This window comes from Rhizobium sp. LARHSG275 (assembly GCF_052871115.1).
Genome location: NZ_JBIXJN010000006.1, coordinates 21,082 through 35,614, shown reverse-complemented (window position 1 = coordinate 35,614; position 14,533 = coordinate 21,082). Strand labels below are relative to the sequence as shown.

Genomic DNA, 14,533 nt, shown 5'->3' with positions numbered 1-14,533 from the left:
AACGAGATAGCGAGGCAGACGGTCTCTGCCTTCACAATCCACGTATCGCGAGGAGTTTCTCCCAATGCCGGACACCTCACAAGCCCCGAAGACATTCCCAGCTCCCAAGGATCAGCGCCTTCGGGATCTCGCCGACTGCATTCGTTTCCTCTCCATGGACGCGGTTCAACAGGCAAAGAGCGGTCATCCCGGCATGCCGATGGGCATGGCCGATATCGCTGCGGTGCTTTTCTCCGAGTTTCTGAAGTTCGATGCGGCCGATCCATATTGGTTCGATCGCGATCGCTTCGTCATTTCCAACGGTCACGGCTCGATGCTGCTCTATAGCCTGCTTTACCTGACGGGCTACAAGGATATGACCATCGAAGAGATCAAACGCTTCCGGCAGATCGACAGCCGCACGGCGGGTCATCCCGAATATCGTCACGCCACCGGCATCGAAACGACGACCGGCCCGCTGGGGCAGGGGATCGCAAACTCCGTTGGCTTGGCGCTCGGCGAGCGGATCATGAACGCCTCGTTCGGCGACAATCTGGTCAATCATCACACCTATGTCTTCCTGGGTGACGGCTGCCTGATGGAAGGCATCAGCCACGAGGCAATATCGCTTGCCGGACATCTGAAGCTCGGCAAGCTGATCGCCTTCTGGGACGACAACTCGATCTCGATCGACGGTGCGACCAGCCTTGCCGAATCCGACGACCACCCGGCGCGTTTCCGCGCGGCGAACTGGCACGTCCAGCAAATCGACGGTCACGATACCGATGCGATCCGCGCCGCAATCATCGAAGCGCAGAAGGTGACCGATCGGCCGTCTATGATTGCCTGCAAAACCATCATCGGCTTCGGTTTCCCGACCAGGGCGGGAACGCAGAAGGCCCATAGCGACGCACCCGGCGAAGACGAGATCGCCGGCGCCCGCAAGATCCTCGGCTGGACGTCGCCGCCCTTCGAAATACCGGAAACGCTCCTGAGCGACTGGCGAAAGATCGGCGCGAAAGGGCAGTCGGCGCGGATGGCCTGGGCGGTCCGCGCCCAGACTGCTTCGCCGGGTAAGCGAGACGATTTCGAGCGGCGGATAAAAGGAGAGCTTCCATCCGGCTGGCGCGCCGCCATTGCTGCGGCAAAGCGGGAACTGTCAGGCTCCGAAAAGGATCTCGCCACCCGCCAGGCGAGCGGCATCGTGCTCAACCATCTCTTCGATGCGATCCCCGAACTTCTTGGCGGCTCGGCGGATCTGACGCCTTCGAACAACACCAAGGCCAAGAACCAGGTCGAGATCAAGCCCGGCGAATATGGCGGATCCTATCTCCACTATGGTGTCCGCGAGCACGGCATGGCGGCAGTGATGAACGGCTTGGCGCTGCATGGGGGGCTTGTTCCCTATGGCGGCACGTTCCTGACATTTTCCGACTATTGCCGCCCGGCGATCCGGCTCGCGGCGATAATGGAAGTGCGTTCGATCTTCGTGATGACACATGACTCGATCGGATTGGGCGAGGACGGGCCGACACATCAGCCGATCGAACATCTGAGCGCATTGCGCGCCATTCCCCGGCTCGCCGTCTATCGCCCGGGCGATCCAATCGAAACGGCCGAGTGCTGGGAGGCGATCTTGGATGCGCCGCGACAGGCAGCACTGATTGCTCTGTCCCGCCAGCCAATGCCGCTTTTACGCCGCGACCCGTCTGACGAGAACCGCTCAGCAAGGGGAGCCTACGTTCTCCAGGAAGCTGAAGGCGGCGAGCGGCAACTGACGATCCTTGCCTCCGGCTCGGAACTGCATCTGGCGGTCCAAGCCCGCTCGGTGCTGCAGAGCGAGGGTATTCGCACGGCCGTGGTTTCGATGCCGTGCAGGCTGCTGTTCGAGAAGCAGAATGCCGCCTACAAGAAATCGGTGCTGGGCGACAGCCGAGCCAGGGTCGCCGTCGAAGCAGGCGTGCAGGATTCCTGGGACCGCTATCTCGGCTTGGACGGCGTATTCGTCGGCATGCATGAATTCGGAGCATCCGGCAAAATCGATGACGTTTACAAGAAGTTCGATATCACCGCAGACGCAGTGATACGTGCCGGACGTGAGGTGGCCGGAAAGCAAGCCTAGCGTCGCGAGTCGGAGCCCACAGGCGCTCCCAAGCAGGCCACCAGGTCGAGCGCCCCCTATCTAAATCTTGGGGCGCGCCTGGCATTGTGGATCAGCTCGGAGGCAGTCGCGAACGGCCCGAAAAGTTTGAGCAGCAGCGCTTGTTCCTCGGTATCTATGCGGTGACGCACGCAAAACTCCGTCACGGACCAGACTTTCGTCAGATCGTCTGTTTCGATCTGCCTGGGTTCGATGTGTTCGGTCACGGCGTGTCCTCCGAACATCGAGACTACGCCACGCCGGCATTTATAAGAACTAGCTAAAAAGTATTATACCGCTTTGCGGACCGGCTGATGTGATAAGCGGATACACGAAGACGCCCGCCGATTGCGCGGCGGGCGTTGTGTCTCACCGATTTATTGCTGCTGATCAAGCAAGATGAGCGTCGGTGCCCGTGATGTTGAGCGTCAGAACGCCAGCATCCGTGTGGCCTTGGCCATCGGAGATCTTGTAGTACTGGACGGTTTCCGTGACGTTCTGGCCGGCAGCCAGGTCTTCCGTCAGCGTGTAGGTGAATTCGCCATTCGGCTTGACGTGGAAGACGCCATGGTCGCCGACAATGTCGGTAACAGCGTCGAGGCCGCTCTTGGCGCTGACGTTGGTGCCATCGAACTGACGGAGGAAGAGCTTACCGTTGTCGCCAGCAATGTCGTTGTCCAGGACGTTGCCGCCGATGACGCTGCCTTCGTTGAAGCTGTAGTGGTCGTCGACAGCAATCGGCTTTACCTGGGTTACGCCCTGAATGTTCAGAGTGAACAGGCCGACATCGGTATGACCGCTGCCGTCGGAGATCTTGTACGAGACCTTCTCTTGGATCAATTCACCATTGGTGAAGCCGATCTTGGCAGCGGCGCTCAGGACATAGGTGTAGCTGCCATCGGGCTTGACGAAGAAGGTGCCGTAGTCACCCTGGATCTCGGTGACCTGGCTGTTGCCGGCCTTGGCGCCAACGCTCGCGCCATCGAAGGCGCGCAGGAACAGGTGGCCGTTGTCGGAGGAATCGTTGGAAAGCAGATTTCCGGAAATAACGTCGGTTTCTTTAAATGTTGCACTATCATCAGTTGCATGTATCGGCGAAGCCATAGCTCTCTCCTCAAATTGTTTATTGGCGGGTCAATTTTGACCTCAGCGAGCGGCTCCTTTAACAACCCATTAATACTACAAGTCAATGGCCTACTTAACAGAAGGTTAATTTCGAAACCAATCTCCTCCGTTGCTTCCATTTCGGCGGATCAATGTCACTTTCAAGCCAAATTGAAGAAAATTTGACAAAAACTATACCCGGTTAACTTGAATAAAACGGCACTGAGTATATCTAAAGGCGATTAGCGATGCCCGCGCCATGCCACCCGGGCCATCCGTTGCAATTTTACCCGCCGATACCTATGTTGCGGAAATACCCGATCAAGCGGAAATCTAAGCCGTTGCTGGCCCATGATTGAAACGCTTGTACATCCGTACGCGCCGTTATGGCTGCGTGACGGGCAATCCCACAAACAATCGATGACGCCGACCTAGATCGGCAAAGGATTTCTTTTTGAACCACATAAATACAGCCACCGCGGTTGCGGCGGCGAGACCGCGTGAGAATGACGAGGCTGTCCGCCGCGTTGCTGGGAGCTGGAAGCCGTTTCCCTGCCTTCTCACCCGCTGCGAATTGCGGGCTCTGATCGCCGAGCAGCTCGGCTGAGCGGCGATCGTCGCACCACCCAAACAAGGAGAACTTGAAATGCAGGTACTCGTCAGAGACAATAATGTCGATCAAGCGCTCAGGGTCTTGAAAAGGAAAATGCAGCGCGAAGGACTGTTCCGTGAAATGAAGGAACGGCGCGCTTATGAAAAGCCGTCCGAACGACGCGTCAGGGAAAAGCCGCAGGCGATCAGCCGTCAGCGCAAGGCTGCACGCAAGAAGATGCAGCGTGAAGGCCTGCTTGCCGGGCCGAACCGGGTCGCCACTGCCCGCTAGCAACCCATTCCCAAACCGGCTTTTGCCGGACTTCAGTGGGTACATTCCCCGAAAGGACAGACAATGGACGAACTCAATAGCCTCACCGTTTCCGAGGAACGCCTCGAGGATTGCCGCGATGTGGTGGACCCGGATCTGCAGGATCTGATCCAGCGCGCTCTGACATCGGGCTTTTCCCGGGAGGAAATCCTCATCGCCGTCAGCGAACTGGTCGCCGAAGACTTCGCGATGACCATGAAAACCCCAAGCGTCCATTGAGGCACGAGCGCAGTGAGCATCATCGTGCAGGAGGATCTCTTTCGTGCGGCGGACCGGACGCTCCCTGAGGGGTTCCGATATTCTGCTGAGATCGTTCGTCCGGATCTTCAGCGCACGGTTCTTGAGGCAATGCCGACCCTTGCCTTCAAAGCCTTCGACTTTCATGGGTTTGAGGGCAAGCGCAGGACGGTTTCCTTCGGCTGGAAATACGACTTCGACAGCCAGCGTGTCAGAAGAGCCGATGCGATGCCGTCGGTGCTGCTTCCCATTCGCGAAGTGGTGGCGCGCTTCGCCGGCATCGAGCCCGATGCGCTCGTGCAGGCGCTGGTCACCGAGTATGGCCCGGGTGCTCCGATCGGCTGGCACAAGGACAAATTGGTCTTCGGCCGGGTCGTCGGTGTCTCCTTGCTCTCGTCTTGCACCTTCAGGCTCAGGCGGCGTGACGGTGCCAAATGGCAGCGGCGATCGCTCGTCCTTGAACCCGGCTCGGCCTATCTCATGGCTGGCGCTTCAAGAACGCTCTGGGAACATTCCATCCCGCCCGTCGACCGCCTGCGTTATTCTATCACCTTCAGGGAATTGGCTGAATAGACCGCCCATTCGGAACATCGGCCTCGGCAGATGGTTCCTTCGTCTTTTGCACAGATGGAGATGACGATGACCGACCATGACGATGTGACGCGGGTATGGGAGTTGATCGACAGGATCGGTTTTTGCATGCTGACGACCCGCAGCGGCGACGATCTCAAAGCCCGCCCGATGTCCGCCTATACCGCCCAGCTCGAGAATGCGATCTATTTTCTGACGGATGTCAGCAGTCACAAGGACGATGAGATCGCCCGCTGGCCAAACGTCTGCCTGGCCTTTGCCGACACCAAGGGACAGAAATATGTCTCCGTATCGGGGACGGCCGAGGTGCAGAACGACCGGGAGAAGATCAGGGAATTATGGGCGACGCCCGCAAAGGCGTGGTGGGACAATCCCGACGATCCTTCTATCCGCATCCTCAAGATGACCCCGTCTTCGGCCGAATATTGGGACAGCCCGGGCACGATCATCAGCTATATCAAGATGGCCGCCGCCGCGGTCTCGAACAGCAAACCTGACATGGGCGACAATGCCGAGGTCACGCTCTAACGCATAGAAGCGCTCAACGACGTTCCCTGTGGCCGACAAACATCAAGCCTGATTGGCTGATGCCTTGACGAAATCGATGAACGCCCGGAGCGGCGCCGGCACCAGCCGACGTCCGGGATAATAGAGGAATGGCCCGGAGAAGCGCTGCCACCACGGTTCGAGGATGGGCTCGAGCACGCCGCTGTCGAGATGCGGGCGCAACCAGTCCTCGAAGAGGCAGACGATGCCTGTTCCCGATATCGCTGCATCGACGGCCAGGTCGGTCGCTCCGCCGACCCGCACGATCAGCGGCCCCGTCGGATCGACTCGCACGATCTCGCCATCGCGCTCGAATTCCCACGGCGCCGTCATCGCACCGCTGGAAAAGCGACCCAACAGACAGGCATGGCCGAGCAGCTCGCTCGGATGTTGCGGCCGGCCACGGCGATCCAGGTAATCGGGGGAGGCTGCGATGGCGAAACGCTGAACGCGGGGCCCGATCGGTATCGCGATCATATCCTGCTCCAGCCGCTCGTCATAGCGGATGCCGGCGTCACAGCCGGCCGCGATCACGTCGACAAAGCTCTCGTCGGTGACCACCTCCAGCCGAATATCGGGATAGGCGGCGAGGAACGGTGGAACGATGGCCGGCAGCACCAGCCGCGCCGCGCTGACCGGCACATTGAGGCGCAACGCACCGGCCGGCCTGTCGCGAAATCCGTTGACGACGTCGAGGGCAGACTCCACCTCGCTCAAAGCAGGGCCGAGCCGCGCGAGCAAGCCCTTGCCCGCTTCGGTCGGCACGACGCTGCGGGTCGTCCGGTTGAGCAGCCTGACGCCGAGCTGCGCCTCCAGGCGACGCACCGCTTCGCTGAGGAAGGAGGCGCTGCTGCCGCTTATGCGCGCGCCCTCGCGAAAACCCCCGGCACGCGCCACGGCAACGAAGGCATTAAGGTCACCCAGATCTGCTTTCACTGTTCGCCACTCCGCACAGCCCGTGCGGATTGTAGCCAATTTTCACACGCGCCGACAATGCTTATCTTGGGCTTATCTTGGGGCCTATCTTGGCGTCATCTCTTGAAAGGAATTAGATCATGTCCATTACCGATCAGTCCGGCACGTTCAACCTCGGCGGCCGCAGCGTGAAGCGGCTCGGCTATGGCGCCATGCAGCTTGCCGGGCCCGGCGTGTTTGGCCCGCCCAGAGATCATGGCGCGGCCTTGGCTGTGCTGCGAGAGGCCGTCGCGAGCGGCGTAAACCACATCGATACCAGCGACTTCTATGGCCCGCACGTCACCAACCAGATCATCCGCGAGGCGCTGCATCCCTATCGTGACGATCTCGTTATCGTCACCAAGATCGGCGCCCGGCGCGGCGCGGATGGATCGTGGATTCCGGCCTTCTCGCGCGAAGAGCTGACGGAGGCAGTACACGACAACCTCCGCAATCTCGGCCTCGATGTGCTTGATGTCGTCAATCTGAGGCTCATGTTCGACGTGCACGGCCCGGCCGAAGGGTCGATCGAAGCACCGCTGACGGTGCTGGCCGATCTTCAGCGGCAAGGCCTGGTGCGTCACGTCGGGCTGAGCAACGTCACATCCAAGCAGATCACCGAAGGGCGTGGGATCACCGAGATCGTCTGCGTGCAGAACCAGTACAATCTGGCGCATCGGGCCGACGATGCCCTGATCGACAACCTCGCGCGCGACGGCATTGCCTATGTACCGTTCTTCCCGCTCGGCGGGTTCAGTCCGCTCCAATCTTCCACCCTGGCCGATGTCGCCGCACGCCTTAATGCCACGCCTATGCAGGTGGCACTCGCCTGGCTGCTGCGTCGCGCGGAAAACATCCTGCTGATCCCCGGCACTTCGTCGGTCGGCCATCTCAGGGAGAACCTCGCCGCCGCCGGGCTCGTGCTGCCGGATGACGCCGTCTCGGAATTGAACCGCATGCCTGATGTCGCCGCCTGAAGGCCGCCGGCGTTCCAACGCTACGCCACGCTCTTCCATGGCGTAGCGTAGCAACCCTGAATCGATTTCCGATTTAGGGCCGCGTTGGGGCTATGCTGTCAATAGCGCTCCGGCACGAGCATTTCAGTCGGAACCGGCGCCCTGTTGTAATCAGCGTGACGGATGCGGTCCGGCAACTGGATCTCAGGTTTCGGAACATCCTCGTAAGGGATCTGATCGAGAAGATGGGCAATGCAGTTCAAACGCGCGCGTTTCTTGTCCACGGCCTGTACAACCCACCAGGGTGCGTCCTCCGTGTGTGTCCGCACCAGCATTTCTTCCTTGGCTTTGGTGTACTCCTCCCAATGGACACGGCTTTCCATATCCATCGGTGAGAGCTTCCATTGCTTCAGCGGATCGTGGATGCGCATCTTGAAGCGGAATTCCTGCTCCTCGTCGGTGATCGAAAACCAGTACTTGATCAGCACGATGCCGGAACGGACGAGCATCCGTTCGAATTCAGGCACCGAGCGGAAAAACTCCTCGAGTTCATCAGGGGTGCAGAACCCCATGACGCGCTCGACACCGGCGCGATTGTACCAGCTTCGGTCGAAGAGCACCATTTCGCCGGCGGTCGGAAGATGCGGGACATAACGCTGGAAATACCATTGATGACGTTCCCGCTCGGTAGGCGCGGGCAGCGCGACCGTCCGGCAAACGCGCGGATTGAGCCGCTGGGTTACGCGCTTGATCGCGCCTCCCTTGCCAGCCGAATCCCGGCCTTCAAACAGCACGACCACCTTCAGCTTCTTATGCTGAACCCAATCCTGCAATCGCACCAGTTCATGCTGCAGCCGGAAGAGTTCGCGGAAGTAGGTCTTTCGCTCGATCGTCTGCTCCGCCGATTCCGACATTCCTTCGGCGACCAGATCATCCAGCCGGTCTTCCTCCATCTGCATTTCCAGCTCTTCATCGAAGCTATCGGCAATCTCGGCCTTTATACGGCTAAGCTGGTCCTGATGTGTTTGCGACATGTGTTTCCCTTCCTGCTTTTGTTGACAGGAGCATGTCAGTGCGAAGTTTATATGACGACCACTGATCGAAGACTGAAACGGTTTACCCGGGTCCCTCGTTCCAAGCGCGGCTACAGCCGTCCTGTCCGGTACTGGTCGACAAGATTCCGGCAGGCGCGGATCGTCAGGGCCATGACGGTGAGCGTCGTGCCGGCGATGCCGCTGCCGGGGAAGGCGCTGGCGTCGGTGACGATGAGGTTCGGGGCATCCCAGACCTGGTTGTAGGGATTGAGCACGGAAACTTGCCGGTTTTCGCCCATGCGCGCGCCGCCCGTCTCATGGATTGCGGCGCCCATGCACATGGTCTTGCGGAACCATTTGCGGAACATGAAGCGGCTGAAGGCGTCGGCTTCGGGAAAGGCGCCCTTGCCCATTTCCTTGAGGCCGGTGGGCGAGCCGATGAATTCGAGGTCGCCGCCAATCTCCCTGATCATGGCGATCAGCGTCTCCTCCTGCCTTTTGAGCAGTAAATGCTCCTCCTGTTGCATGACGCAGCGGATATGCGGCACGGGAATGTTCCAGGCATCCCTGCGCCTGACGTCAAGCGTGATGCGGTTGTCGGCATAGGGCAGCATGCGGCCGAAACCGAAGAAGGCGAGACGCGCATCTCTATCTTCGGAGACCGGCGCGCGGCCGACGCTTCCCTGGTAGTCGAAATCGCCGCGGGCGGCGTCGCCCTCGCCAAAGCGGGGAATGAAGATCCCGCCGGACGGATTGTAGAACGGGTCGGTCGGCGCGGAGTCGTCGGGCGCCCAGCCCTTCGCCTTCGAAAAGGAGCCGAAGGCGAGGCACGGCAGCTGGTCCATGAAATAGCGACCGAGAGCCCCCGAGCTGTTGCCGAGCCCATCCGGATGTTTCGCCGAAACCGAATTCAACAGCAGCCGCACGCTCTCGATCGGCGAGGCCGAAAGCACCACCGTCGCGGCGCGCGCCGTCGATACCGCGCCCGTGTTGCGATCGATGTATTCCGCGCCGGTGGCGCGGCCGGTCTTCTCATCCGTGGTGATGCGGCGAACGACGGCGTCGTAGCGGATGGTCAACTCACCCGTCGCCTTTGCTTCTCGCAGCGGTCGCGGCATGCGGTCGGCGTCGGGCGCAATGTAGCGCCAGGAGACGACGTGCCTTTCCGGCCAGCAGTTTTCGACCGCCTGCTTGAAGATCTGTTCGGCGGGCGTCAGGCTTGCCGGCTTCGCATAGATGCCGTCCGGCAGGGTGGCCACGTTGTCCTTGTTGCCGTAGAGCCCGAGATAGGCCTCTACCTCATCGTAGAAAGGCGCCAGTTCTTCATAGGAGACCGGCCAGTCCACGCCCTTTCCGGCGCGTGAGCGGATCTTGAAATCGTCGTCGGTCCAGCGCAGCAGCACCCGGCCGAAACTGTGGAGGCGCCCGCCGCCCTGGCGGCCGCGGATCCAGAGAAAGGGTTCGCCCTTCGGCGTCGTATAGGGGTTCTTGCGGTCGTTGACGAAGAAGTGGCTGAAGCGCTCGGTGAAAAAGGCTGCGCGCGCCTGGATCGGCTGGCCCTTGAGGGTGGCCCGCGCGCGCTCCCAGATATTGATGCTGCTTGCCGGCGCCTTCTTGCGCGCGGGATCGAAATCCTTCGGCCCGACGGCCGGGCCGGCCTCGAGCAGCAGCACCTGCAGTCCCTGTGCCGTCAGTTCCTTTACCGCAAAGGAACCTGCCGCGCCGGAGCCGATCACCAGCGCATCATAGACCATCTCAGACATGTCTTTTCAAATCCTGTCCTGGAGCAATCCTCAAAACGGCGCGAAAGGCGTCCGGAATTGCGGGAAAACAAAGGGATGACGCGTTACAGCCGCGATCCGTCAACGCCGAAGAGGGATGCCTTGGCGATATCGAGCCCGGGAGCCACGGCATCGCCGGGCTGCAGGGTGACATCGCCCATCAGCCGGAGCGACAGGCTCTGGTCTGCCCAGTCGAACCAGACGACGGCGTCCGAACCCATCGGCTCGACGACGGACACACGGCCCGGAATGGTGGGCAGGCCGCTCGTGGCGCCATCGAGCACAAGGTGTTCCGGGCGAAAGCCGAGTGTAGCGGGTCCTTCCGCTGCGTCCGCTCGAAAGGAATAACCGGAGAGATCGACAGTGAGCTCCTTGCTTCTGAAGACCGGCGCGCCGTTGCCGCGCTCGATCCGGCCCTCGGCGAAATTCATTGCCGGAGCGCCGATGAAGCCGGCAACGAAGAGATTGGCAGGGCGGCGGTAGATCTCGGCCGGGGAGGCGAACTGCTGGATGACGCCATCGCGCATGATGGCGATGCGGTCGGCAAGCGTCAGGGCCTCGACCTGGTCGTGGGTGACGTAGATCATCGTATTGCCGAGGCGCTGGTGCAGCTTCTTGATCTCGACGCGCAATTCGTTGCGCAGCTTGGCATCGAGGTTCGACAGCGGCTCGTCGAACAGGAAGACATCCACTTCACGCACCAGCGCCCGGCCGATGGCGACACGCTGGCGCTGGCCGCCGGAAAGCTCGGCCGGACGCCGGTCGAGCAGCTTGTCGAGCTGAAGAAGCGCTGCGGTACGGGAAACACGAGCCTCGATTTCGGCCTTCGGCAGGCCGGCGACGCGAAGTCCGAAGGAGAGGTTCTTGCGGACCGACATACGCGGATAGAGCGCGTAGGACTGGAAGACCATGCCGATGCCGCGGTCCTTCGGCTCCTCCCAGCTGACGTTCTTGCCTGAGATCCAGACCTCGCCTGATGTGATGTCCTGGAGACCGGCAATGGCGTTCAGAAGCGTGGACTTGCCGCAGCCGGAAGGGCCGAGCAGCACCAGGAACTCCCGCGGCGCGATATCGATCGACATCTTCTCGATCACCGTATGGTCGCCATAGGCGATCTTCAGATCCTTGACGGAGACGGCAGATTGCATGGAAGCGTTACCCCTTGACTGCGCCGGCCGCGATGCCGCGCACGAACCAGCGGCCGGACAGGAAATAGATGGCAAGCGGAACGATGGCGGTGAGGATCGTCGCCGCCATGTTCACGTTGTAGGTCCGCTCGCCCATGGTGGTGTTGACGATATTGTTGAGCTGCACGGTCATTGGCAGGTTGTCGCGCCCGGCAAAGACGAGACCGAGCAGGAAGTCGTTCCAGATGCCGGTGAACTGCAGCATGGACACCACCACGACCATCGGCACGGCAATGGGCAGCATGATCTCGAAAAAGATGCGCCAGAAGCCCGCGCCGTCGACGCGCGCCGCTTTGCACAGTTCCTCCGGCACGCTGACGAAATAGTTGCGGAAGAGCAGCGTCACCAGCGGCAGGCCGAAGATGATATGCACGAGAATGATACCGGCGAGCGAATTATAGAGATCGATATTCGCCATCGCCCGGACCATCGGATAGAGGAAGATCTGGTAGGGGATCAAGCCGCCGGCCATCAGTAGGCCAAAAAGCAGGTTTGCCCCGCGCGGCCGCCAGAGCGACAGCGCATAGCCATTGACGGCGCCGATGAAGACCGAGATCGCCACCGAGGGGAGGGTGATCGCCACCGAATTCCAGAAGCCGCTGCGAATGCCGACGCAGACCGTTCCCATGCAGGCGCCCGACCAGGCGGTAGCCCAGGCGGAGAAATCGAGCGTGGCTGGCAGGGCAAAGATCTGCCCGAGCCGGATTTCGTCCATGGACTTCAGCGAGGTGACGACCATGGTGTAGAGCGGCAGAAGGAAGAAAAGTGCTGCGACGACAAGGAAGGCATAGAGGCCGATGCGCCCGGCGGTGATCTGTGCCGGCTTCGGGCCATTCGGATTAGGACGGGTCATCACGCGGCCCCCTTTGCTTTGCCACGCATGTGCATTGCATAGCGGAACGGGACGACTGCGATGATCACGCCGAGGACAAGCACCGTCGCGCCAGCCGTGGCGAGGCCAAGGTTCTGGCGCCCGAACAGATTGTCCATGATGAATTTCGCCGGCACCTCCGTCGCATTGCCGGGGCCGCCATTGGTCATGGCGACGACGATGTCGTAGGTCTTGATCACGCCCATGGCGAGCAGCATGCCGGCCGCCGCCAGCGCCGGCCCGAGCTGGGGCAGGATGATCGAGACATAGATCCGCCAGACGGGAATGCCGTCGATCCGCGCCGCCTTCCATTGCTCGCCTTCGATGCCACGCATGCCGGCGAGCGCAATGACCATGACGAGCCCCGCGCCCTGCCACACGCCGGCAAGCACCAGCGCATAGATTGCCATGTCGCGATTGACCACCCAGTCGAGGACGAAGCTTTCCCAGCCGAGCGAGCGCACGCTTGCCTGGATGCCGAGCGTCGGATTGAGCATCCATTGCCAGATCAGCCCGGTCACCACGAAGGACATGGCGTAGGGATAAAGGAATATGGTCCTGAAGGCGCTTTCGAAGCGGATCTTGCGGTCCAGCGCCGCGGCCAACAGGAAGCCGAGCAGCAAACAGCCTGCGACGTAAAGGACGCCGAAGATCAACACGTTTTGCAGCGATGCCAGCCACTTGGCGGAAGAGAAGAGCTTCGAATACTGCGCCAAGCCGACATAGGTCGAGGACGGAAAAAGCGTCGAATTGGTGAAGGACAGGCGGATCGACCAGGCCATGGTGCCGATGAAGACCACGACCGCAACAAACCATGTCGGCAAAAGGGCGATGGTGGCGGAAAGATTGGGCTTGCGTTTGATGGACATCGGCCAGCTCGTTGACGGGTGGAAAGCAGGGCTCGCACCGCCGCGCGAGGCGGCGGCCGGCAGCTGTGGCGTCGACATCAGGCCGACGCCACAGTCGCTATCCTACTCGAAGATGGCGAAGAAATTCGCGGCTGCGGAGGCCGTATCATTCGAGCCGCCGCTCCAGTATTCGTCGACGAAGTCGTCGAGCGCGCCGACCTGCTGGGGCGTCAGCACGATTGCCTGATCCGGCACGATCGCACCCGCGGCCATCAGCTCGACACCCTTCTGGGCGCAGACGTCCAGTTTCGACTTGTCGACGTCGGAGCGCATCGGAACCGAACCCTTCTTGAGCGCGAATTCGACCTGGACGGCCGGGTCCATGACGACTTCGGCGAGAAGTTTCTGTGCCTTGTCGGTCTCGGCCTTGCCGGTCTTCGGGAACCAGAGGGCGTCGGCGATGTAGACCATGCCCTTCGACTCCGGCACGATCATGCAGCCATAGTCTTTGCCCGGCTCCTTGCCGGCAACGGTGAATTCGCCCTTGGCCCAGTCGCCCATGAACTGCACGCCGGCCTTGGCGGTGATCAGCATGGCGGTCGCGTCGTTCCAGTTGCGGCCGGCAGCACCCGCATCGACATAGCCACGCAGCTTGCCGAGGATCTCAAGGGTCTTCTTCACGCCTTCGACGGATGCCGGGCTCTTGTCCTTATCGACATAGATCTTCAGGAAGCCGTCGATCCCCACCTGCGAGAGCAGGATCATGTTGAAGACCTTGGTTTGCTGCCAGGGCTGGCCGCCCCAGGCAACCGGAACGATGCCGGCAGCCTTCATCTTGTCGAAATCGGCAAAGAGCTCGTCCCAGGTCTTCGGCTCTTGCGAAATGCCGGCCTTCTCGAAGGCTTCCTTCGAATAGAAGATCCAGCTTTCACCATGGGCGCCGGTCGGCGCAAGGTAGACCTTACCGTCATAGGAGATCAGATCATGGATCGATTTCGGCAGGGCGTCAGCCCATTTGCCGGCGGCGGCCACGTCGTCAATTGGATTGAACAGTCCCTGGTTGATGAAATCTGCGGCAGCGAGACCGATGACGCCCTGCTTGGCGCCGGGCGCGTCACCGGCGACGATACGGTTCTGGAAGGCGGCATCGGCCGCGCCGAAGCCGGCGATCGAGGAATCCTTCCAGACACCGCCGCGCTTTTCGAACTCGGTCTTGATGACGTTGAGGGCAGCCGCTTCGCCGCCCGACGTCCAGGACGACATGATCTCGATCGTCGGCTTGTCCTCGGCATGAGCCGAGGCGGATAGGCCGACGATTGCGGCGCCGGCAAGAAAAAGCTTCATCATATTCTTCATTGTTCCACCTCTTGAAAATGCCCTCTT

At 61.0% G+C, this 14,533-nt stretch carries 15 protein-coding genes; 6 read left to right on the top strand and 9 right to left on the bottom strand.

What is annotated here, in order from left to right:
• Positions 1-64 precede the first annotated feature (64 nt).
• A complete protein-coding gene (gene tkt / locus ACIPSK_RS08940) occupies positions 65-2,101 on the top strand; it encodes a transketolase (RefSeq protein ID WP_162117450.1) in 2,037 nt (678 codons plus the stop codon).
• A 56-nt stretch (positions 2,102-2,157) separates the two neighbouring features.
• Here the strand turns inward: tkt and ACIPSK_RS08935 are convergent, their stop codons facing one another.
• Together ACIPSK_RS08935 and ACIPSK_RS08930 are read right to left on the bottom strand one after the other, a co-directional pair.
• The gene (locus tag ACIPSK_RS08935) at positions 2,158-2,346 is read right to left on the bottom strand and encodes a hypothetical protein (protein ID WP_162117449.1); all 189 of its coding nucleotides are present in this window, start codon (positions 2,344-2,346) and stop codon (positions 2,158-2,160) included.
• A 163-nt stretch (positions 2,347-2,509) separates the two neighbouring features.
• Positions 2,510-3,223, bottom strand: coding sequence for an Ig-like domain-containing protein (locus ACIPSK_RS08930; RefSeq protein ID WP_017968823.1), 714 nt, complete (start codon positions 3,221-3,223; stop codon positions 2,510-2,512).
• A gap of 646 nt (positions 3,224-3,869) precedes the next feature.
• On the opposite strand from ACIPSK_RS08930, the gene rpsU reads away from it, so the two are divergent.
• The 4 genes from rpsU (at position 3,870) to ACIPSK_RS08910 (ending at position 5,501) form a co-directional block, all read left to right on the top strand.
• Positions 3,870-4,106, top strand: coding sequence for a 30S ribosomal protein S21 (gene rpsU / locus ACIPSK_RS08925; RefSeq protein ID WP_162117448.1), 237 nt, complete (start codon positions 3,870-3,872; stop codon positions 4,104-4,106).
• A gap of 63 nt (positions 4,107-4,169) precedes the next feature.
• Positions 4,170-4,364 (top strand): hypothetical protein, encoded by a 195-nt coding sequence (locus ACIPSK_RS08920; RefSeq protein WP_162117447.1) that lies wholly within the window; start codon positions 4,170-4,172, stop codon positions 4,362-4,364.
• A 12-nt stretch (positions 4,365-4,376) separates the two neighbouring features.
• Positions 4,377-4,955 (top strand): alpha-ketoglutarate-dependent dioxygenase AlkB, encoded by a 579-nt coding sequence (locus ACIPSK_RS08915; RefSeq protein ID WP_162117446.1) that lies wholly within the window; start codon positions 4,377-4,379, stop codon positions 4,953-4,955.
• Between the two features lie 66 nt (positions 4,956-5,021).
• On the top strand, positions 5,022-5,501 hold the full coding sequence (locus ACIPSK_RS08910) for a pyridoxamine 5'-phosphate oxidase family protein (protein ID WP_162117445.1): 480 nt from the start codon (positions 5,022-5,024) through the stop codon (positions 5,499-5,501).
• Between the two features lie 42 nt (positions 5,502-5,543).
• On the opposite strand, the gene ACIPSK_RS08905 is transcribed toward ACIPSK_RS08910, so the two are convergent.
• Entirely contained in the window at positions 5,544-6,455 is a 912-nt protein-coding gene (locus tag ACIPSK_RS08905) for a LysR substrate-binding domain-containing protein (protein WP_162117444.1), read from the bottom strand.
• Between the two features lie 119 nt (positions 6,456-6,574).
• Between ACIPSK_RS08905 and ACIPSK_RS08900 the strand changes: the two genes are divergently transcribed.
• Positions 6,575-7,450, top strand: a complete 876-nt coding sequence (locus ACIPSK_RS08900) for an aldo/keto reductase family oxidoreductase (RefSeq protein WP_162117443.1) — start codon at positions 6,575-6,577, stop codon at positions 7,448-7,450.
• A 98-nt stretch (positions 7,451-7,548) separates the two neighbouring features.
• Here ACIPSK_RS08900 and ppk2 read toward each other — a convergent pair whose 3' ends face one another.
• The 6 genes from ppk2 to ACIPSK_RS08870 form a co-directional block, all read right to left on the bottom strand.
• Complete coding sequence (gene ppk2, locus ACIPSK_RS08895; RefSeq protein WP_162117442.1) at positions 7,549-8,463, bottom strand: polyphosphate kinase 2; 915 nt, start codon at positions 8,461-8,463, stop codon at positions 7,549-7,551.
• 110 nt (positions 8,464-8,573) lie between these two features.
• Positions 8,574-10,226 carry a GMC oxidoreductase gene (locus tag ACIPSK_RS08890; RefSeq protein WP_162117441.1) on the bottom strand — a complete coding sequence of 551 codons (1,653 nt, stop codon included), beginning with the start codon at positions 10,224-10,226 and terminating at the stop codon, positions 8,574-8,576.
• 83 nt (positions 10,227-10,309) lie between these two features.
• The gene (locus ACIPSK_RS08885) at positions 10,310-11,392 is read right to left on the bottom strand and encodes an ABC transporter ATP-binding protein (protein WP_162117440.1); all 1,083 of its coding nucleotides are present in this window, start codon (positions 11,390-11,392) and stop codon (positions 10,310-10,312) included.
• Between the two features lie 7 nt (positions 11,393-11,399).
• Positions 11,400-12,284: a carbohydrate ABC transporter permease gene (locus tag ACIPSK_RS08880; RefSeq protein ID WP_162117439.1), complete on the bottom strand. Its 885-nt coding sequence runs from the start codon at positions 12,282-12,284 to the stop codon at positions 11,400-11,402.
• Positions 12,284-13,171 (bottom strand): carbohydrate ABC transporter permease, encoded by an 888-nt coding sequence (locus ACIPSK_RS08875; RefSeq protein WP_162117438.1) that lies wholly within the window; start codon positions 13,169-13,171, stop codon positions 12,284-12,286. Before ACIPSK_RS08875 ends, ACIPSK_RS08880 begins: the two co-directional genes overlap by 1 nt.
• A 102-nt stretch (positions 13,172-13,273) precedes the next feature.
• On the bottom strand, positions 13,274-14,506 hold the full coding sequence (locus tag ACIPSK_RS08870; RefSeq protein WP_162117437.1) for an ABC transporter substrate-binding protein: 1,233 nt from the start codon (positions 14,504-14,506) through the stop codon (positions 13,274-13,276).
• Between the last annotated feature and the right edge of the window lie 27 nt (positions 14,507-14,533).